The sequence below is a fragment of the Marichromatium gracile genome (assembly GCF_004343155.1).
GTDB classification, from domain to species: Bacteria; Pseudomonadota; Gammaproteobacteria; order Chromatiales; family Chromatiaceae; genus Marichromatium; species Marichromatium gracile.
On sequence record NZ_SMDC01000002.1, the window covers coordinates 319,259 to 337,463 of the forward strand.

General features: G+C 67.5%; 21 protein-coding genes. 20 read left to right on the forward strand and 1 reads right to left on the reverse strand.

Annotated features, from left to right (window positions below; all coding sequences use genetic code 11):
- Positions 1-40 precede the first annotated feature (40 nt).
- On the reverse strand, positions 41-1,531 hold the full coding sequence (gene crtD / locus EDC29_RS04425; protein ID WP_132228726.1) for a 1-hydroxycarotenoid 3,4-desaturase CrtD: 1,491 nt from the start codon (positions 1,529-1,531) through the stop codon (positions 41-43).
- Between the two features lie 126 nt (positions 1,532-1,657).
- On the opposite strand from crtD, the gene EDC29_RS04430 reads away from it, so the two are divergent.
- The 20 genes from EDC29_RS04430 to EDC29_RS04525 all read left to right on the forward strand — a co-directional run bounded on the left by EDC29_RS04430 (position 1,658) and on the right by EDC29_RS04525 (position 18,201).
- Positions 1,658-2,530 (forward strand): polyprenyl synthetase family protein, encoded by an 873-nt coding sequence (locus tag EDC29_RS04430; RefSeq protein WP_062272565.1) that lies wholly within the window; start codon positions 1,658-1,660, stop codon positions 2,528-2,530.
- A gap of 57 nt (positions 2,531-2,587) precedes the next feature.
- Positions 2,588-3,709: a methyltransferase gene (locus tag EDC29_RS04435; protein WP_123141424.1), complete on the forward strand. Its 1,122-nt coding sequence runs from the start codon at positions 2,588-2,590 to the stop codon at positions 3,707-3,709.
- Between the two features lie 135 nt (positions 3,710-3,844).
- Positions 3,845-4,804 (forward strand): chlorophyll synthesis pathway protein BchC, encoded by a 960-nt coding sequence (gene bchC / locus EDC29_RS04440; protein WP_123141425.1) that lies wholly within the window; start codon positions 3,845-3,847, stop codon positions 4,802-4,804.
- Positions 4,801-5,757: a chlorophyllide a reductase iron protein subunit X gene (locus EDC29_RS04445; RefSeq protein ID WP_062272639.1), complete on the forward strand. Its 957-nt coding sequence runs from the start codon at positions 4,801-4,803 to the stop codon at positions 5,755-5,757. The genes bchC and EDC29_RS04445 overlap by 4 nt, the downstream gene beginning before the upstream one ends.
- Positions 5,750-7,231, forward strand: coding sequence for a chlorophyllide a reductase subunit Y (gene bchY, locus EDC29_RS04450; RefSeq protein WP_123143039.1), 1,482 nt, complete (start codon positions 5,750-5,752; stop codon positions 7,229-7,231). The genes EDC29_RS04445 and bchY overlap by 8 nt, the downstream gene beginning before the upstream one ends.
- 13 nt (positions 7,232-7,244) lie before the next feature.
- Positions 7,245-8,693, forward strand: coding sequence for a chlorophyllide a reductase subunit Z (gene bchZ / locus EDC29_RS04455; protein ID WP_123141427.1), 1,449 nt, complete (start codon positions 7,245-7,247; stop codon positions 8,691-8,693).
- Between the two features lie 574 nt (positions 8,694-9,267).
- Complete coding sequence (gene pufB, locus EDC29_RS04460; protein WP_062272574.1) at positions 9,268-9,411, forward strand: light-harvesting antenna LH1, beta subunit; 144 nt, start codon at positions 9,268-9,270, stop codon at positions 9,409-9,411.
- Positions 9,412-9,498: 87 nt separating this feature from the next.
- The gene (gene pufA / locus EDC29_RS04465) at positions 9,499-9,702 is read left to right on the forward strand and encodes a light-harvesting antenna LH1, alpha subunit (RefSeq protein WP_123141428.1); all 204 of its coding nucleotides are present in this window, start codon (positions 9,499-9,501) and stop codon (positions 9,700-9,702) included.
- Between the two features lie 115 nt (positions 9,703-9,817).
- Positions 9,818-10,654 (forward strand): photosynthetic reaction center subunit L, encoded by an 837-nt coding sequence (gene pufL / locus EDC29_RS04470; protein WP_123141429.1) that lies wholly within the window; start codon positions 9,818-9,820, stop codon positions 10,652-10,654.
- A 16-nt stretch (positions 10,655-10,670) separates the two neighbouring features.
- On the forward strand, positions 10,671-11,645 hold the full coding sequence (pufM, locus tag EDC29_RS04475) for a photosynthetic reaction center subunit M (RefSeq protein WP_123141430.1): 975 nt from the start codon (positions 10,671-10,673) through the stop codon (positions 11,643-11,645).
- Entirely contained in the window at positions 11,642-12,709 is a 1,068-nt protein-coding gene (gene pufC, locus EDC29_RS04480) for a photosynthetic reaction center cytochrome PufC (RefSeq protein WP_223806133.1), read from the forward strand. Before pufM ends, pufC begins: the two co-directional genes overlap by 4 nt.
- Positions 12,710-12,881: 172 nt before the next feature.
- Positions 12,882-13,028: a light-harvesting antenna LH1, beta subunit gene (gene pufB / locus EDC29_RS04485; protein ID WP_062272584.1), complete on the forward strand. Its 147-nt coding sequence runs from the start codon at positions 12,882-12,884 to the stop codon at positions 13,026-13,028.
- 82 nt (positions 13,029-13,110) lie between these two features.
- Positions 13,111-13,248: a light-harvesting antenna LH1, alpha subunit gene (gene pufA, locus EDC29_RS04490; RefSeq protein ID WP_082805927.1), complete on the forward strand. Its 138-nt coding sequence runs from the start codon at positions 13,111-13,113 to the stop codon at positions 13,246-13,248.
- A 134-nt stretch (positions 13,249-13,382) separates the two neighbouring features.
- On the forward strand, positions 13,383-13,526 hold the full coding sequence (pufB, locus tag EDC29_RS04495; RefSeq protein ID WP_062272586.1) for a light-harvesting antenna LH1, beta subunit: 144 nt from the start codon (positions 13,383-13,385) through the stop codon (positions 13,524-13,526).
- 93 nt (positions 13,527-13,619) lie between these two features.
- Positions 13,620-13,802 (forward strand): light-harvesting antenna LH1, alpha subunit, encoded by a 183-nt coding sequence (gene pufA / locus EDC29_RS04500; RefSeq protein WP_123141431.1) that lies wholly within the window; start codon positions 13,620-13,622, stop codon positions 13,800-13,802.
- An 84-nt stretch (positions 13,803-13,886) separates the two neighbouring features.
- The gene (locus EDC29_RS04505) at positions 13,887-14,315 is read left to right on the forward strand and encodes a secondary thiamine-phosphate synthase enzyme YjbQ (protein WP_123141432.1); all 429 of its coding nucleotides are present in this window, start codon (positions 13,887-13,889) and stop codon (positions 14,313-14,315) included.
- 4 nt (positions 14,316-14,319) lie between these two features.
- Positions 14,320-15,621, forward strand: coding sequence for a RuBisCO large subunit C-terminal-like domain-containing protein (locus EDC29_RS04510; RefSeq protein WP_123143040.1), 1,302 nt, complete (start codon positions 14,320-14,322; stop codon positions 15,619-15,621).
- A 94-nt stretch (positions 15,622-15,715) separates the two neighbouring features.
- Positions 15,716-16,294: an isopentenyl-diphosphate Delta-isomerase gene (gene idi, locus EDC29_RS04515; RefSeq protein ID WP_062272594.1), complete on the forward strand. Its 579-nt coding sequence runs from the start codon at positions 15,716-15,718 to the stop codon at positions 16,292-16,294.
- Positions 16,295-16,424: 130 nt separating this feature from the next.
- The gene (gene lipA / locus EDC29_RS04520; RefSeq protein ID WP_123143042.1) at positions 16,425-17,390 is read left to right on the forward strand and encodes a lipoyl synthase; all 966 of its coding nucleotides are present in this window, start codon (positions 16,425-16,427) and stop codon (positions 17,388-17,390) included.
- Between the two features lie 19 nt (positions 17,391-17,409).
- On the forward strand, positions 17,410-18,201 hold the full coding sequence (locus tag EDC29_RS04525) for a YdcF family protein (protein WP_132228931.1): 792 nt from the start codon (positions 17,410-17,412) through the stop codon (positions 18,199-18,201).
- Positions 18,202-18,205 lie beyond the last annotated feature (4 nt).

Sequence of the window (18,205 nt, forward strand, 5' to 3'; positions counted from 1 at the left end):
GCGTCGACATACCACCACAGATAGCCGCCGGGGGTGATGCTCAGGTCGAAGCGAGGTCCGCGAGCAGGCTCGTCGCCGCCAGCTCCCCCGAGATCGCCGCCATCGGCACGCCCGCGCCCGGGTGTGTGCTCCCGCCCGCCAGATACAGCCGCGGGATCCGGGTCCGCGAGGCCGGTCGATTGAACGATGCCCGCCAGCCGTGGATCGCCGGGCCGTAGAGCGCTCCCCCGGTCGCCGGGAACAACCCCTCGAAGTCCCTCGGCGTGACGACCTGGCAGCGCTCCGGGTGTCGCGCCACCCTCAGGCCACATCGTTCCAACAGGGAGAATACCCGCCGTTCGCATTGCTCGATCTCCGAAGCGTCGAATGGCTGCATGTCGCCCCGTGCAGGGGCGTTGAGCAGCAACAACAGGCGCTCTGGACCCGACGGGATGTTGCCCTCGCCGCGGTCCTGGGCGCAGATATAGACGGTCCCCTCGCGCGGGACCCGTCGATGACGAAAGATATCGTCGAATTCGGCCTGGTAGTCACGGCCGAAGAAGACGTTGTGGCGCTCGAGGGCAAAGCCCTCGGTGTGTGCCACCAGCCCCCAGGTGATCGCCGAGAGCGAGCGACGGGAGGCCGGCAGGCGGGGCAGGGCGGCGATCGCCTCGGCGCCGAGGCGTCCGCTGGAGAGCGCCGCCGGATCGGCGTTGCAGACCACCGCGTCGGCACTCACCCGCTCGCCGTCCTCGAGGACCACGCCGCTGGCTCGCCCCCGGGTCACCTCGATCTCCGAGACCCCGCGGCCATAGTGGAGTTCCACCCCCAGCCCCTCGGCAAGCGCGGCGAGCGCGCGTGCGACGCGATGCATGCCGTCGCGCACCAGCCACACGCCCTGCTGCTCGACATGGGCGATCAGCATCAGCGTCGCCGGCGCGGCGAAGGGTGACGAGCCGCAGTAGGTGGAGTAGCGTCCGAACAGCTGGCGCAGCCTGGGATCGGCGAAGTGCTCGCCGAGCGCCTGCCATAGAGTGTCGTAGGGACGCATGCCGCGCAAGCCGGCCATGCCGCTGACCCCGCAGCGACTCATCAGTCCTATCAGGCTGGGACGGGAGGCGTGGATGAAGCTCTGCTCCAGGGTTTCGTAGGCGGCGCGCGCGCGCTTGCAGAAGGCGCGGTAGTGCTCGGCCTCGGCGGCGCCGGCGAAGTCGCCGATGGCCGCGACCGAGCGCTCGTGGTCGGCGTAGAGGTCGAGACGCTCGTCGGCGCTCCAGGCGTGGCGTGCTATGATCTCGGCCGGTTGCAGTCTGAGATGATCGTCGAGTCGCGCGCCGGCGGTGGCGAAGAGTTCGTCGAACACCCAGCGCATGGTGAAGACGGTGGGCCCGGCGTCGATCGCCTGACCGTCGACCTGCAGCTGCCGCATCTTGCCGCCGGGGCCGGCGGCGCGCTCGAACACCCTGACCTGCAGTCCGCGAGCGGCGAGACGGATGGCCGCTGCCAGGCCGCCGATCCCTGCTCCGATGACGACCACCGATTGCGTTGACATCGGACAGCGACCTCCTGTGATTCACGTTGACGCCTCGTGCGTTGATGTCTATTGTACATGACACAAATTAGTGTCAACTAATCCTTACACTTTTTCAGACGAACACCAGTTGCCGGGGAAGCAGAGATGGATGCCACCGCAGCGAGAATCGAGCGGGCCTTGACCGAGGCCATTGAACATGTGGTCGTCTCCGGCTGTCCCCCGCGGCTGGCCGAGGCGGTGCGTCACGCGGTCTTCCCGGGCGGTGCGCGGGTGCGCCCGCGGCTGTGCATCGCGGTGGCCGCCGCCTGTGGCAGCAAGGACGTGGTCTCGGCCGATGCCGCGGCGAGCGCCATCGAGTTGCTGCACTGCGCCTCGCTGGTGCACGACGATCTGCCCTGCTTCGACGACTCGCCGCTGCGTCGTGGGGTGCCCTCGGTGCACCGCGCCTACGGCGAGCCGCTGGCGGTACTCGCCGGCGATGCGCTGATCATCCTCGCCTTCGAGCACCTCGCCCGTCAGCTCAGCGACAAGCCCGCACTGCTCGCCCCGCTGTTGCTCACCGTCGGGCGCTCGGCGGGGATGCCGCACGGCATCACCGCCGGTCAGGCCTGGGAGTGCGAGCCCAAGGTCTCGGTCGAGCACTATCACCGCGCCAAGACCGGCGCGCTGTTCGCCGCGGCGACCGCCGCCGGTGCCCAGGTCGCCGGCGCCGACGCCGATGCCTGGCGGGTGGTCGGTGACAAGATCGGCGAGGCCTACCAGGTCGCCGATGATCTGCGTGATGTTGCCGCCAGCGCCCAGGAGGTCGGCAAGCCGGTCGGACGCGATGCCCTGCTCAACCGTCCCAGCGCCGCCGGCGAACTCGGTGTCGAGGGGGCCGTGGCCCGGCTCAAGGGGCTGGTGCAGGAGGCTGTCGACGCCATCCCCGAGTGCCCCGGGCGCGAGCGCTTTGCCGAGGTGCTGGTGCACGAGGCGCGCCACATCATGCCCAAGAGCCTCGCCCAGCAGGCTGCCTGATGGCGTCTGTCGCGCGCGCCCGTGCGGCGCGCGCCGGGCGCGCACCGGAGGGACCCCGTGCCGATTCGTGACGACTGGCTGAAGCTACGCAATCGTCTCCTCTCCAGCCCGCGCTTTCAGCGCTGGGCCGCCCGCTTCCCGCTGACCCGCCCGCTCGCCCGGCGTCACGCCCGTGAGCTGTTCGACATCGTTGCCGGTTTCGTCTACTCCCAGGTGCTCTATGCCTGTGTGCGCGCGCGCCTGTTCGAGCTGCTCGACGAGCGTGGTCCGAGCGACAGCGCCGCGCTTGCCCCGGCGCTGGGGCTGCCGGAGGAGGGTGCGCGCCGTCTGCTGCTCGCCGCGGCCAGCCTGCGTCTGGTCGAGCAGCGCGGGGCGGACCGCTTCGCTCTCGGCGAGCGTGGTGCCGTGGTGCTCGGCAACCGCGGCATCGCCGCGATGGTCGAGCACCACGCGATGCTCTATGCCGATCTCGAGGACCCGCTGGCGTTGTTGCGCGGCGAGCGTCCGCAGCGCGCGCTCGCCGACTATTGGGCCTATGCCGAGTCGAGTGCGCCGGCGCGCAGCGATGCCGCGGCGGTGGACGGCTACTCGGCGCTGATGGCCGACTCCCAGGCGATGATCGCCGAGGAGGTGCTCGATGCCTATTCCTTCCGCGATCACCACTGTCTGCTCGACATCGCCGGCGGCGATGGCACCTTCCTGGTCGAGGTGGCCAAGCGCTGGCCGCACCTGCAGGTGATCCTGTTCGATCTGCCGGCGGTGGCCGAGCGCGCTCAGGCGCGCTTCGTCCGCGAGGGCCTCGCCGAGCGCGCCCGTGCCGTCGGCGGTGACGTGTTGCGCGATCCGCTGCCCGAGGGGGCGGACGTGGTCTCGCTGGTGCGGGTGGTGCACGATCACGACGACGAGCGTGCCGCCGGTTTCGTCGCCGCGGCGCATCGCGCACTCGCCCCCGGCGGTACGCTGCTGGTGGCCGAGCCGATGTCCGGCACCCGTGGTGCCGAGCCGGTGGGGGACGCTTATTTCGGTCTCTACCTGCTGGCAATGGGCAGCGGTCGCCCACGCACCGCCGCCGAGCTGGAGGCGATGCTCGCCGCCGCCGGGTTCGAGCAGACGCGCGAGCTGCCAACCAACCGCCCGATCCTCACCCGTGCGCTGCTCGCACGCCGGGCGTCCGACTGAGCGCGTTCCACCACGTCCCGTGGCGATCGCTTTTGCCGATGCAGATCAATATCCCTGGGCTCTCGCGGTGGACGGGTCGGTCACATCCGTTAAACTGCGAGGCTCGTCCGTAACAACTCGAATGCGTGCCGCACCGTGAACCTCGAAACCCTCGCCGTTGTCCTCGAACAGCCCGAACGTCTTTCGCTTCAACGATTGCAGCTCACCCCGCCCGAGGCGGGCGATGCGGTGGTCGAGATCGACTGGAGCGGGATCAGTACCGGCACCGAACGTCTGCTGTGGTCCGGGCGCATGCCCCCCTTCCCCGGCATGGGCTATCCGCTGGTGCCCGGCTATGAGTCGGTCGGTCGCGTGGTCGAGGCCGGTCCAGAGTCGGGGGTCAAGGCCGGCGACTTCGTCTTCGTCCCCGGTGCCCGCTGCTATGGCGAGGTCAACGGCCTGTTCGGCGGTGCCTCGGCGCGGGTGGTGGTGCCCGGCGCGCGGCTGCTCGCGGTCGACGAGGCCCTCGGCGAGCGTGCGGTGCTGCTGGCGCTGGCGGCGACGGCCTATCACGCCATCGCCACCCCCGGCAAGGCACCGCACGCCGAGCTGATCGTCGGTCACGGGGTGCTCGGTCGGCTGCTGGCGCGCATCGCCGCGCTCGCCGAGGAGGGCAGCCGTCCGGTGGTCTGGGAGGTCAATCCCGAGCGTGCCAGCGGCGCCGAGGGCTTCGACTACGAGGTGGTCGATCCGGCCAATGACGAGCGGCGCGACTATCGCAGCATCTGTGACGTCAGCGGCGATCCGCAGATCCTCGATCAGCTGATCGCGCGGCTCGCCCCGCAGGGCGAGATCGTGCTCGCCGGCTTCTACAGCCAGCCGCTGTCGTTCACCTTCCCGCCGGCGTTCATGCGCGAGGCGCGGTTGCGGGTGGCGGCGCAGTGGCATCCCGCCGACCTGGCCGCAGTCAAGGAACTGGTCGAGTCCGGCCGGTTGTCCCTGGACGGGCTCATTACGCATCGGGAGCCGGCCACCGAGGCCGATCGCGCCTATCGCACCGCCTTCGGCGACCCGATGTGCCTGAAGATGATTCTGGATTGGAGAGCGATTTCGTGAGCGTATCCGTCAACACACCCGCCTCGAGCAGTGCGGCACCCGCGGTCAAGGAGACGCAGATCATCGCCATCTACGGCAAGGGTGGCATCGGCAAGAGCTTCACGCTCGCCAACCTGTCGTACATGCTGGCGCAGCAGGGCAAGAAGGTCCTGCTGATCGGCTGCGACCCCAAGAGCGATACCGCCACGCTGTTGTTCGGCGGGCGCTCCTGCCCGACCATCCTCGGCACCTCCTCGGCGAAGAAGCGCGCTGGCGAGGAGGTCGTGATCAGTGACGTCTGCTTCAAGCGCGATGGCGTGTTCGCGATGGAGCTCGGCGGCCCCGAGGTCGGTCGCGGGTGCGGTGGTCGCGGCATCATCCACGGTTTCGAGCTGCTCGAGCGTCTCGGCTTCAACGACTGGGACTTCGATTATGTGTTGCTCGATTTCCTCGGCGATGTGGTCTGCGGCGGCTTCGGCCTGCCGATCGCCCGCGATCTCTGTCAGAAGGTGATCGTGGTCGGCTCCAACGACCTGCAGTCGCTCTACGTCGCCAACAACGTCTGCTCGGCGGTGGAGTACTTCGCCAGCCTCGGCGGCAACGTCGGCGTCGCCGGCATGGTGATCAACAAGGACGACGGCACCGGCGAGGCCCAGGCCTTTGCCCACGCCGCCGATATCCCGATCCTCGCCACCATCCCGGCGCACGAGGAGATCCGTCGCAAGAGCGCCAACTACGAGATCATCGGTCGCCCCGGCGAGCGTTGGGGGCCGCTGTTCGAGGAGCTGGCGACCAATGTCGCCGAGGCGCCGCCGCGTCGTCCCAAGCCGCTCGACCACGAGTCGCTGCTCGGCCTGTTCAAGGGCGATGAGGTCGGTCGCAACGTCGTGCTCGAGCCGGCGCAGCCGACCGACATGTGCAGTACCGCCGCGATCGAGCGGCCCTCGCTCGAGGTGGTCTACGACGATGTCTGAGCAGCACCAGGACGCGCCCCGCGGCTCGCAGGCCGTTGCCGCACCCGGGGAGGGGGGGTGTCAGCACCGTGACGTGCTGCGCCGTGCCGCCGAGGCCGCCGGCGACAGCGCACTGATCGCGCGGCTCGACGCCAACGCGGTGGCGGCGCCGCACGATCAGCCGCAGACCATGTGTCCCTCGTTCGGCGCGCTGCGCGTCGGGCTGCGGATGCGTCGTACCGCGATGCTGATGGTCGGCTCGGGCTGTTGTGTCTATGGCCTGAGCTTCACCGCCCACTTCTACGGCGCGCGCCGCTCGATCGGTTATATCCCGTTCGATTCCGAGAGCCTGGTCTCCGGTCAGCTCTACGAGGACGTGCGCGAGGCCGTCGACACGCTCGCCGACCCCGAGCGCTACGACACCATCGTGGTGATCAATCTGTGCGTGCCGACCGCCTCCGGGGTGCCGCTGCGGCTGCTGCCCAAGGAGCTCAACGGGGTGCGCGTGCTCGGTATCGACATCCCCGGTTTCGGCGTGCCGACCCATGCCGAGGCCAAGGACGTGCTCGCCGGGGCGATGCTCAACTACGCCCGTCGCGAGGCCGAGCAGGGCCCGGTGCAGGCCCCGCGCGGCGGGCGCAGCGAGCGCCCCACGGTGACCCTGCTCGGTGAGATGTTCCCGGCCGACCCGGTCGGTATCGGCATGTTGCTCGAACCGCTGGGGCTGGCCGCCGGTCCGGTGATCCCGACCCGCGAGTGGCGCGAGCTCTATGCCGCGCTCGACTGCGCCGCCGCCGCGGCGATCCATCCCCACTATGCCGCCAGCGCGCGCGAGTTCGCCGCCGCCGGGCGTCCGGTGGTGGGCTCGGCCCCGGTCGGGGTCGAGGGCACCGCCGCCTGGCTCGATGCCATCGGCGCGGCCTGCGGGATTGCGCGCGATACCGTGGACGCGGCCAAGAACCGCTTCCTGCCGGCGATCAAGGGCGCGCTCGCCGGCGCGCCGATCAAGGGGCGGGTGCTGGTCTCGGGCTACGAGGGCTCGGAGCTGCTGGTCGCGCGCCTGTTGATCGAGTCCGGTGCCGAGGTGCCCTATGTCGGCACCGCCTGTCCGCGCACCCCCTGGTCGGAACCGGATCTTGCCTGGCTCGAGGAGCGCGGCGTGCCGGTGCAGTTCCGCGCCTCGCTGGAGCAGGACCTCGCCGCGGTGAAGGCGCTCGAGCCGGACCTGGCCATCGGCACCACGCCGGTGGTGCAGGCGGCCAAGGAGATGACCATCCCCGCGCTCTATTTCACCAATCTGATCTCGGCGCGCCCGCTGATGGGGCCCGCCGGGGCCGGCTCGCTGGCGCAGGTGATCAACGCCGCGCTGGGCAATCGTGCCCGCTTCGACACCATGAAGGCGTTCTTCGCCGGGGTCGGGGAGGGGGCGACGAGCGGGGTCTGGCCCGTCGCGCCCGGCACACGCCGCGCCAAGCCGACCCGAGCCGCGCACTGAGGACGCCTTACCGATGCTGATCAACGACCTCGACCGCGCTGGCGGTTACTGGGGCTCTGTCTACGTCTTCACCGCCGTCAAGGGCCTGCAGGTGATCATCGACGGCCCGGTGGGCTGCGAGAACCTGCCGGTGACGGCGGTGCTGCACTACACCGATGGCCTGCCGCCACACGAGTTGCCGGTGGCGGTGACCGGGCTGGGTGAGGAGGAGCTGGGGCAGGAGGGGACCGAGCAGGCGATGCGCCGGGCCTTCGAGAGCCTCGATCCGAAGCTGCCGACGGTGGTGGTGACCGGCTCGATCGCCGAGATGATCGGCGGCGGCGTGACCCCCGAAGGCACCAACATCCAGCGCTTCCTGCCGCGCACCATCGACGAGGACCAGTGGCAGAGCGCCAACCGCGCGATGTACTGGCTGTGGACCCAGTACGGGCCGAAGAAGGGCAAGGCGGTCAAGCGCCGCGAGCGCGGCCCCGACGAGCGCCCGAAGGTGAACATCATCGGTCCGATGTACGGCACCTTCAACATGCCTTCGGATCTGGCCGAGATCCAACGCCTGATCGAGGGCATCGGCGCCGAGGTCAACCTGACCTTCCCGCTCGGCTGCGAGCTCTCGGAGATCCCCAGGCTTGCCGACGCCGACGTCAACGTGTGCATGTACCGCGAGAGCGGTCGGGCGCTGTGCGAGGCACTCGAGCGGCCCTATCTGCAGGCGCCGATCGGGTTGCACAGCACCACCAAGTTCCTGCGCACCCTCGGCGAGCTGCTCGGGCTCGACCCCGAGCCCTTCATCGAGCGCGAGAAGCACACCACGATCAAGCCGATCTGGGACCTGTGGCGCTCGGTCACCCAGGACTTCTTCACCACCGCGAGCTTCGGTGTCGCGGCCAGCGAGACCTATAGTCGCGGGCTGCGCCACTTCCTCGAGGACGAGCTGGGATTGCCCTGCAACTTCGCCTTCTCGCGGTGCGCCGGGGTGAAGATCGACAACGACGCGATCCGCACCGCGGTGCAGGAGAAGACGCCGCTGATCGTCTTCGGCAGCTACAACGAGCGGATGTATCTCGCCGAGATCGGCGCTCGCGCGACCTATATCCCGGCCTCCTTCCCGGGCACCGTGATCCGGCGTCATACCGGCACCCCCTTCATGGGCTACGCCGGGGCGACCTATCTGGTCCAGGAGGTGTGCAACGCGCTGTTCGACGCCTTGTTCAACATCCTGCCGTTGGGCAGCGATCTCGATCGCGTCGATCCTACTCCGGCGCGAATGCATCGCGAGCTGCCCTGGGCGGAAGAGGCGCGGGCGCTGTTCGACCGGATCGTCGAGGCGCAGCCGGTGCTGGTGCGGATCTCGGCGGCCAAGCGGTTGCGTGACGCTGCCGAGCGCGCTGCCCGGACCGCGGGTCTCGAGCAGGTCGGTGTCGCCCAGGTGGAGCAGTCGCGCGGCGCCGTCTCCGGCGCCTGAGGCCGCTGCTGAGGGTGTCGTCCGGGCGGCCCGAGGCGGCCCGGACGGTGCCTGTCGGCACTCTCTCATCACCCTTCCGTGCCCGCCTTCCCGGTGGGCGCTGTCGTGCCAGCGGCCTTCCTCACACCGCTTTGCGCGTCGCTATCCGGCAGCCTTCAGGCCCCATTGGGAAGGAATCCTGATCCGGGGCAGGGCTGGGTCAAAATCCGGTGTAAATGTAGATTGACATCTCTGCCAGTCAAGCTAGACTGACACCCAAAATCCAGCCAGCCCGTAGGGCCATCGTGTTTCGAGCCCGCGCTGTCGTGAGTCCTCTGTGAACCACGCGAATGACGCTAGCCTCGATCAGCACTCCTGAGTTTGAGAGTGAGCGAGGCCGAGGGTGCGAGCGCACCAGGGGTGGCGGATCGAATTGACGATCTCCCCCGTCGCGGGGCGATCGGCACGATGGGATTTCGCCCGACAGGCATCGGGTGTCTTCTCAGCCGTGGCAGACACTCTCACGGCACCCCTCGCCGCACGGGGCAAGTGCGGCGTAACTGAGGTTTAGCTCCAAATTCGGAGGATTTATCCAATGGCTGACAACACCAGCGTGACCGGTCTGACCGAGCAGGAAGCACAGGAGTTCCACGGCATCTTCGTGCAGAGCATGACTGCCTTCTTCGGCATCGTGGTCGTCGCGCACATCCTCGCTTGGCTGTGGCGCCCCTGGCTGTAATCCGAGCGTAGGTGCACAGGCGCCCATCGGGGCCGCCTGGGCAGCAAGTGCTGCACGACCTTTACGATTTCTTTAGGAGAATTAGTTATGTTCCCGACCGAAGCCCTGTGGAAGATCTGGATGCTCATCGATCCGCGTCGCATCCTGATCGCCCTCTTCGCCTTCCTGATCGTGCTGGGTCTCGCCATCCACATGATTCTGCTGAGCACCGCCGAGTTCAACTGGCTCGAAGACGGTGTTCCGGCCTCGTCGGTCCAGCAGGTGACGCCGGTTGTGCCGCAGCACCAATAACGTCCCTGATGGGGGCGGCAGGCGAGGCTCGGCCAAGCTGGTCGGCCCCTCCTACCGCCGACAGTGCTAAGAGGAGGCAGCCGCCTCGGGTGCCTCCCCAGCAGAGGATTTTACGATGGCCATGCTCAGTTTTGAGAGAAAATACCGCGTCCGTGGCGGGACGCTGATAGGGGGAGACCTATTCGACTTCTGGGTGGGGCCGTTCTATGTCGGCTTCTTCGGGGTGACGGGCTTCTTCTTCGCATTGTTGGGCGTGCTCCTGATCGTTTGGGGTGCGACCATCGGTCCTAACGCCGAACTCCAGACCTACAACATTTGGCAGATCAGCATCGCGCCGCCGGACCTGAGCTACGGTCTGGGAATGGCGCCGCTGACCGAGGGCGGGTTGTGGCAAATCATCACAATCTGTGCCACCGGTGCCTTTGTGTCGTGGGCTCTCCGAGAGGTCGAAATCTGCCGTAAGCTCGGCATCGGCTTCCACATCCCCTTTGCATTTGCGTTCGCGATCGGCGCCTATCTGACGCTCGTGGTCGTTCGCCCGGTGCTGATGGGCGCTTGGGGTCACGGTTTCCCCTACGGGATCCTGAGCCACCTCGACTGGGTTTCGAATGTGGGGTATCAGTTCCTGCATTTCCACTACAACCCGGCTCACATGCTCGGCATCACCTTCTTCTTCACCACCTGCTTGGCGCTGTCGATGCACGGCTCGCTGATCCTGTCGGTGACCAATCCGCAGAAGGGTGAGCCGGTCAAGACCGGCGAGCATGAGAACACCTTCTTCCGTGACCTCGTGGGCTACTCCATTGGCGCACTCGGCATCCACCGTCTGGGCTTGTTCCTGGCGCTGAGCGCCGTCTTCTGGAGCGCGGTGTGTATCGTTATCAGTGGACCCTTCTGGACCCGCGGTTGGCCTGAATGGTGGAACTGGTGGCTTGAGCTTCCGCTCTGGTAGGATCTAGGAGACTACAATGCCTGAATATCAGAACATTTTTACGAGCGTGCAAGTGCGCTGCCCGGCCTATCCGGGTGTGCCGCTGCCGAAAGGCAAGCTGCCACGTCTCGGAAAGCCCATTTTCTCCTACTGGCTCGGGAAGATCGGTGACGCTCAGTTCGGTCCCATCTACCTCGGCTTCACCGGTACCCTCTCGCTGATCTTCGGTTTCGTCGCGATTCTGATCATCGGCCTGAACATGATGGCGACGGTCGATTGGAATCCGATCGAGTTCGTCAGGAACTTCTTCTGGCTCGCGCTCGAGCCGCCGGCACCGCAGTACGGACTGAGCATTCCGCCGCTCACCGAGGGTGGTTGGTGGCTGATGGCCGGCTTCTTCCTGACAGCCTCGATCCTGCTGTGGTGGGTGCGCACCTACAAGCGCGCGGCCGACCTCGGCATGAGCCAGTATCTGTCCTGGGCGTTCGCCGCAGCCATCTTCTTCTATCTGAGCCTGGGCTTCATCCGCCCGATCATGATGGGGAGCTGGGCCGAGGCGGTGCCGTTCGGCATCTTCCCGCACCTCGACTGGACGGCTGCCTTCTCGATTCGCTACGGCAATCTTTACTACAACCCGTTCCACATGCTCTCGATCGCCTTCCTCTATGGTTCGGCGCTGCTCTTCGCCATGCATGGTGCAACCATCCTGGCCGTGAGCCGCTTCGGTGGCGACCGTGAGATCGATCAGGTGGTGGATCGTGGTACTGCTGCAGAGCGTGCGGCGCTGTTCTGGCGCTGGACCATGGGCTTCAACGCGACCATGGAGTCGATCCACCGCTGGGCCTGGTGGTGCGCGGTCCTGACCGTGATCACTGCTGGCATCGGCATCCTGCTGACCGGCACCGTTGTCGACAACTGGTACCTCTGGGCGGTCAAGCACGGCGTTGCGCCGAGCTATCCGATCGAAACCACCGTGCAAGACCCATTGATGCTGCAGGGGGTGTCGCAATGAATATTGGCAAGCATGCATCCATCCCAGCGGTAGCACTCGTTGCTTCGGTGGTGCTCCTCGGGTGTGAGCGTCCGCCACCAGAAGTCGAGCAGGGCGGCTACCGCGGTCTGGCGATGGAGCACGTCAAGAACCCCCGTCTGCTCGAGGCCAGCTTCCGGGAGAACGTGCCGCCGGAGGTGATCCCGGCCGCGGCACCCGGTGGTCCGATGGCGACCGACATCTACCAGAATGTCCAGGTCCTCGACGACCTCACCATGGCTGAGTTCACTCGCACCATGGTCGCCGTGACCATGTGGGTCTCGCCCGAGGAAGGCTGTAACTACTGCCACGTCCCCGGTGACTTCGCCTCCGACGACATCTACACCAAGGTGGTGTCGCGGCGGATGTTCGAGATGACCCGTCAGGCCAACGGCGCGTGGAAGGATCACGTGGCCGACACCGGTGTGACCTGCTACACCTGTCACCGCGGCAACCCGGTGCCGGAGTATGTCTGGACCACCGATCCGGGTCCGGACCACCCGTCCGGTGTGGTGCCGACCGGGCAGAACGCCGCTGGCATGGTGACCGCGGCCTACTCGTCGCTGCCGTTCGATCCGATGACCCCGTTCCTCGACAACGACAACGAGATCCGCGTCATCGGCAACACCGCGCTGCCCTCGGGTAACACCAACTCGATCAAGCAGGCCGAGTGGACCTATGGTCTGATGATGCACATCTCGGAAGCGCTGGGCGTGAACTGCACCTACTGTCACAACAGCCGGTCGTTCTTCGCCTGGGATCAGAGTACGCCCAAGCGGACCACCGCCTGGTACGCGATCCGCCATGTGCGTGAGATGAACCAGGACTACCTGTGGCCGCTCAACGAGGTGCTGCCCGAGTCGCGCAAGGGGCCCTATGGCGACCCCTTCCGCGTCAGCTGCAAGACCTGCCACCAGGGCGCCTACAAGCCGCTCTATGGTGCGAAGATGCTGAAGGACTATCCGGGCCTCATGGGTCGTCAGACCGAGGCAGCGGAGGCCGAGCAGGAGGCTGCTCCGGCCGAGGCGGATACTCAGCAGCTGTAACGGGCGAACTCGGACTTCGCTCGTGATCTGGGCAAGGACGCCCTAGACGGCGCCGGAGGCATCCGCCCCGGCGGCGCCCAAGCCGAGGGGACCGTGCCACGGTACGCCCCCCCGGGGACGCAACACCGGCGAAGTCGATCGCCTAAGGTGACGATCGAGAGGAAGGCATTCAATGGCTCAGGAAAACCGCTCGATGTCTGGACTGACCGAAGACGAAGCCAGGGAATTTCACGGCATCTTCGTGTCCAGTTTCGTCGCGTTCACGGGGATCGTTGTCGTTGCACACATCCTCGTGTGGTTGTGGCGTCCCTGGCTGTAACGGCCAAGGGTCTTTTGGTCGATGACCGCTCGGGTGGCCGTCAGCTCGGTAACACCCACTCTGTATGAAACTGGAGAGAACCATGCATAAGATTTGGCAGATCTTTGATCCGCGCAGAACCCTGGTCGCCCTGTTCGGGTTCCTGTTCGTGCTGGCACTGCTGATCCACTTCATCCTGCTCAGCAGCCCGGCCTTCAACTGGCTCGGCGGTGCTGCTTAAGTCCGAGTCCCGGGCAACGGCTGCGTCCCCGGGTCAGGCCTCGGCCGCCCATGGACGCACCGAATCATTCCCCGCCGCGGGGTAGATCGCGGTAACGGCCTAATCGGCCTAACATGAAAAGTGAGGGTAATTCCATGGCTGATGAGAAAAGCATGACCGGGCTGACCGAGGAAGAGGCGAAGGAGTTTCACGGCATCTTCGTGCAGAGCATGACCACTTTCTTCGGCATCGTGGTCGTGGCTCACATCCTCGCGTGGCTGTGGCGTCCCTGGCTGTAATCAGCCAGACCTCCGCCGCACAGCGGATTTGACGGGAGGCTGGCAGCCTTCGTGTGCTGCCGCGTCCCGTGCCATGTATGTAGGAGACAACCAATGCACAAGATTTGGCAGACCTTTGATCCGCGCATGACCCTGGTCGCCATGGGTGGGTTCCTGTTCGTGCTCGCGCTGCTGATCCACCTCATCCTGCTCAGCTCCCCGGGCTTTGGCTGGCTGCAAGGTTCGGAGGCTGCTCCGGTGGCTGTCGCAGGAATGTCGGCCATGCCGACGCTCTGAAGCGAAAGCGGCTGGTTGCGGACGCGGGCGAGGAGGGCGAGCAGCCTTCCCGCTCGTGGCCGCTGAGATCGAAGTCATCTTGTTATGCATTTCCATCACGAACGCCTGCCGTTGAGAACGGCCTCCCCGATCGAGATCATCGATATCACTGCCGAGATCCGGCAGGTGTTCGAGAAGAGTTCGGTGCGCGAGGGACAGGTCACCATCCACTCCCCGCACACCACCGCCTTCGTTGCCCTCAACGAGCGCGAGACCATGCTCCAGCAGGACATGCTCGCCTTCCTCTCGCGCCTTGCCCCGAAGAGCGCGGGCTATGGTCACGACCAGGCGCCGATCGACGGTCGCGAGAACGCCCACGCCCATCTCATCGGGCTGTTCATGAACGCCTCCGAGACCATCCCCGTGCACCACGGCGAGCTGTTGCTCGGTCGCTGGCAGTCGATCTTCTTCGTCGAACTCGACGGACCGCGCGAGTCGCGCACCCTCAACATCCAGATCTCCGGAGTCCGCTGACCCCATGACCCCTGCCGATTGCGAGGGCTTCTTCGCCACGCTCGACGAGCTGGTGGCCGACGACTACATCCTGCTCGACTACTACCTCGAGTGCAGCGGCGATCCGCGCGAGGCGGTCGCGCACTTCTGCGCCGAGCAATCCACCGCGCAGTGGCGCCGCGTCGGCAGCGACGAGGACCTGCGCCCGCGCTTCGGTGCGCGCGCGGTCGAGCTCGAGGTGCTGGAACAGGACCGCCCGGGCTTCAGCTATGGCGTCGAGCCCGAGGTCACCGAGGGCGTCTCCGCCTGCCGGGTGCGCATCGCCCATCCCCATCGCAACTTCGGCCCGCGCATTCCCAACCTGCTGAGCGCGGTGTGCGGCGAGGGCACCTTCTTCTCGCCCGGCGCGCCGGTGGTCAAGCTGCTCGACATCCACTTTCCGGCGGCCTATCTGGCCCAGTTCCCCGGTCCCAAGTTCGGCGTCCAGGGGCTGCGCGAGCAGCTCCAGGCCTATGATCGGCCGATCTTCTTCGGTGTCATCAAGCCCAACATCGGTCTGCCGCCCGAGGCCTTCAGCGAACTCGGCTACCAGGGCTGGCTCGGAGGGCTCGACATCGCCAAGGACGACGAGATGCTCGCCGACACCGACTGGTGTCCGCTCGAGCGTCGCGCCGAGCTGCTCGGCGCCGCGCGGCGTCGCGCCGAGGCCGAGACCGGCACCCCCAAGATCTATCTCGCCAATGTCACCGACGAGGTCGAGAACCTGATCGAACTGCACGATCGTGCCGTTGCCCGCGGCGCCAACGCGCTGCTGGTCAACGCCATGCCGGTGGGCCTGAGCGCGGTGCGCATGCTGCGTGAGCACACCCAGGTGCCGCTGGTCGCCCACTTCCCCTTCATCGCGCCCTTCAGTCGCATGGAGCGCTTCGGCATCCACTCGCGGGTGTTTGCCAAGCTGCAGCGTCTGGCCGGGTTCGATGTCGTCATCATGCCCGGCTTCGGCTCGCGCATGTTCACCTCCGACGACGAGGTGCGCGCCAACGCCGCCGCCTGTCTCGAGCCCATGGGCGAGCTGCTGCCCAGCCTGCCGGTCCCCGGGGGCAGCGACAACGCCCTCACCCTCGGCGGCGTCCACGACAAGCTCGGTACCGTCGACTTCGGCTTCGTGCCGGGGCGGGGCGTGTTCGGCCATCCGCATGGCCCGCGCGGCGGCGCCGCAAGCATTCGTCAGGCCTGGGAGGCGATCGCCCGGGGCGTTCCCCTGCTAGACTATGCCGCCGAGCACGTCGAGCTGCGCGCGGCCATCGACGCCTTCGGGACGCGCTGAGTCGTCGGCGTCCCGATCCGACCCTGAATCCGAACGACGTCTCCCGCACCTCGTCGCGCGCCTGGTGGGGCGGGAGCGTGCTGGAGGTGAGACCTTGACCGCCCAAGTCCTTCCGCCCCTGAACGCCGCCGAACTCGAGCAGGTCGCCCGACGCGATGCCAGCGAGCAGCTGATCGTCGTCGATCGAGAGGATCGCGAGATCGGTCCGGCAGGCAAGCTGGAGGTGCACGTCGACGGCCGACTCCATCGCGCCTTCTCGATCCTGGTGTTCAACACCCGTGGCGAGCTGCTGCTGCAGCGCCGCGCCGATGCCAAGTATCACTTCGCCAACCGCTGGTCGAACACCTGCTGCGGTCACCCGCGCCCGGGCGAGACCACGGTCGCCGGTGCCGGCCGCCGGCTCAAGGAAGAATTCGGCTTCCGCGTCCCGCTCACCGAGCGCAACGAGCTGATCTATCGCGCCGAGGATCAGGCCTCGGGCCTGATCGAGCACGAATATCTGCACATCTACCACGGTCACTTCACCGATGACCCGCAGCCCGACCCCTCCGAGGTCGGCGCCTGGCGGTGGATGTCGGTGGCGGCGATCCGTCGCGCCCTGCGCATGCACCCGGAGTGGTTCACCCCCTGGTTTGCGATCCTCGTCGATCGGCTGCTGCCGCCCGAGGACTGATTCCCGTCCTCCGTTGCCCGGCGCGACCTGACTCTGGTCGCGCTTGTTTCGCTGCCTCGTCTCCCCGATGATGATGCGGATGTCGTCAACCGCAACAGCCTCGTGTGAGCGCGAGGCCGGGAACCCGTCCATGTCAGATCAGGATCCGCTGCGCGCGCCCTCGCGCGCGACCCCAGAGACCCACCAGCGTGGCCGCGACAAGCTCGCCCGCATCCCGGTCAAGGTCGCGACCGATGCCCCGGTGCTGCGCAAGCCCGCCTGGATCCGCGCGCGCGCCCCGCTCGGCGCCGAGGTGCGGCGCATCAAGGCGCTGATGCGCGAGCACAAGCTCGCCACCGTGTGCGAGGAGGCGATGTGCCCGAACCTCGGTGAGTGCTTCAACCACGGCACCGCCACCTTCATGATCCTCGGCGATGTCTGCACCCGCCGTTGTCCCTTCTGCGACGTCGCTCACGGTCGTCCCGAGCCGCCCGATCCCGGCGAGCCCGAGCACCTGGCCAGTTCGATCGCGGCGATGGGGCTGCGCTACGTGGTCATCACCTCGGTCGATCGCGATGACCTGCGCGATGGCGGCGCGGCTCACTTCGCCGCCTGCGTGCGCGCGGTGCGCGCCCAGGAGGCGGGGGTCCGCGTCGAGGTGCTGGTGCCGGACTTCCGCGGTCGCGAGTCGGTCGCGCTCGAGTGCTTCGTCGACGACGCGGTTCCCGACGTCTTCAACCACAACCTCGAGACCGTGCCCAGGCTCTATCGCGAGGCCCGGCCCGGAGCCGACTATGCCGGCTCGCTGCGACTGCTCGAGGCGTTCAAGGCGCGCCACCCCGATGTGCTCACCAAGTCGGGGCTGATGCTCGGACTCGGCGAGACCCGCGACGAGGTGCTGGAGGTGATGCGCGCGCTGCGCGAGCACGGCTGCGACATGCTCACCCTCGGACAGTATCTGCAGCCCTCGCGCGCGCACCTGCCGGTGCGTCGTTACTGGACCCCGGAGGAGTTCGACGCCCTGCGCGAAGATGGCGAGGCGATGGGCTTTCGCAATGTCGCCAGCGGCGCCATGGTCCGCTCCTCCTATCATGCCGACCTGCAGGCGCCGCTGTGAGTCGCCGCCCCCGGCGCGCATGAGCGTGCTCTACAGCGTACTCAAGAGCCTGCTGATGCCGCCCGGCATCTTGGTGCTGGCGTTGTTGCTGGCCGCGCTGCTGGTTCAGGGCGGGGTGGGGCGGGGGCTGCTGCTGACCGCCACCCTGGCGCTCGCGGCGATGAGCCTGCCGGCCGTCGGCGCCTGGCTGATGGCGCCGCTGGAGCGGCATGCGCCGCTCGCCACCCCCGGTCACCCGATCCCGGCCGATGCCGAGGCGATCCTGGTGCTCAGCGCCGGACGTACGAGCGTGGCCCCGGAGTACGGCGGCGAGAGCGTCGACAGCGCCACCCTGCGTCGTCTGCGCTATGCCGCGCACCTGCAGCGCGCCACCGGTCTGCCGCTCTATGTCAGCGGCGGCAGCCCGCCGCCGGAGGCCCCGCCGATCGCGCGGCTGATGGCCGAGGTGTTGCTCGAGGATTACGGCATCGCCGTCGCCGGGGTCGAGGCACGGAGCCTCAACACCTGGGAGAACGCCGCCTATTCGGCGCCGCTGCTCGCGCGCGACGGCCATCGACGCATCCTGCTGGTCTCCGATGCCTGGCACCTGAGACGTGCGTTGCGGGTGTTCGAGGAGGTCGGTCTGGCGCCGATCGCCGCGCCCACCGGGTTTCTCCACGACCCCGACCCGGATGACTGGAACTATCGTGACTGGCTGCCCTCGGCGCGCGGCTTCGTGGTCAGCTACTACGCCCTCCACGAGCATCTCGGTTGGCTGTGGTATCGGTTGCGCCGCCTGGTCGCGGGCGCGCCGCGCCCGCTCTCGGGCTGAGTCC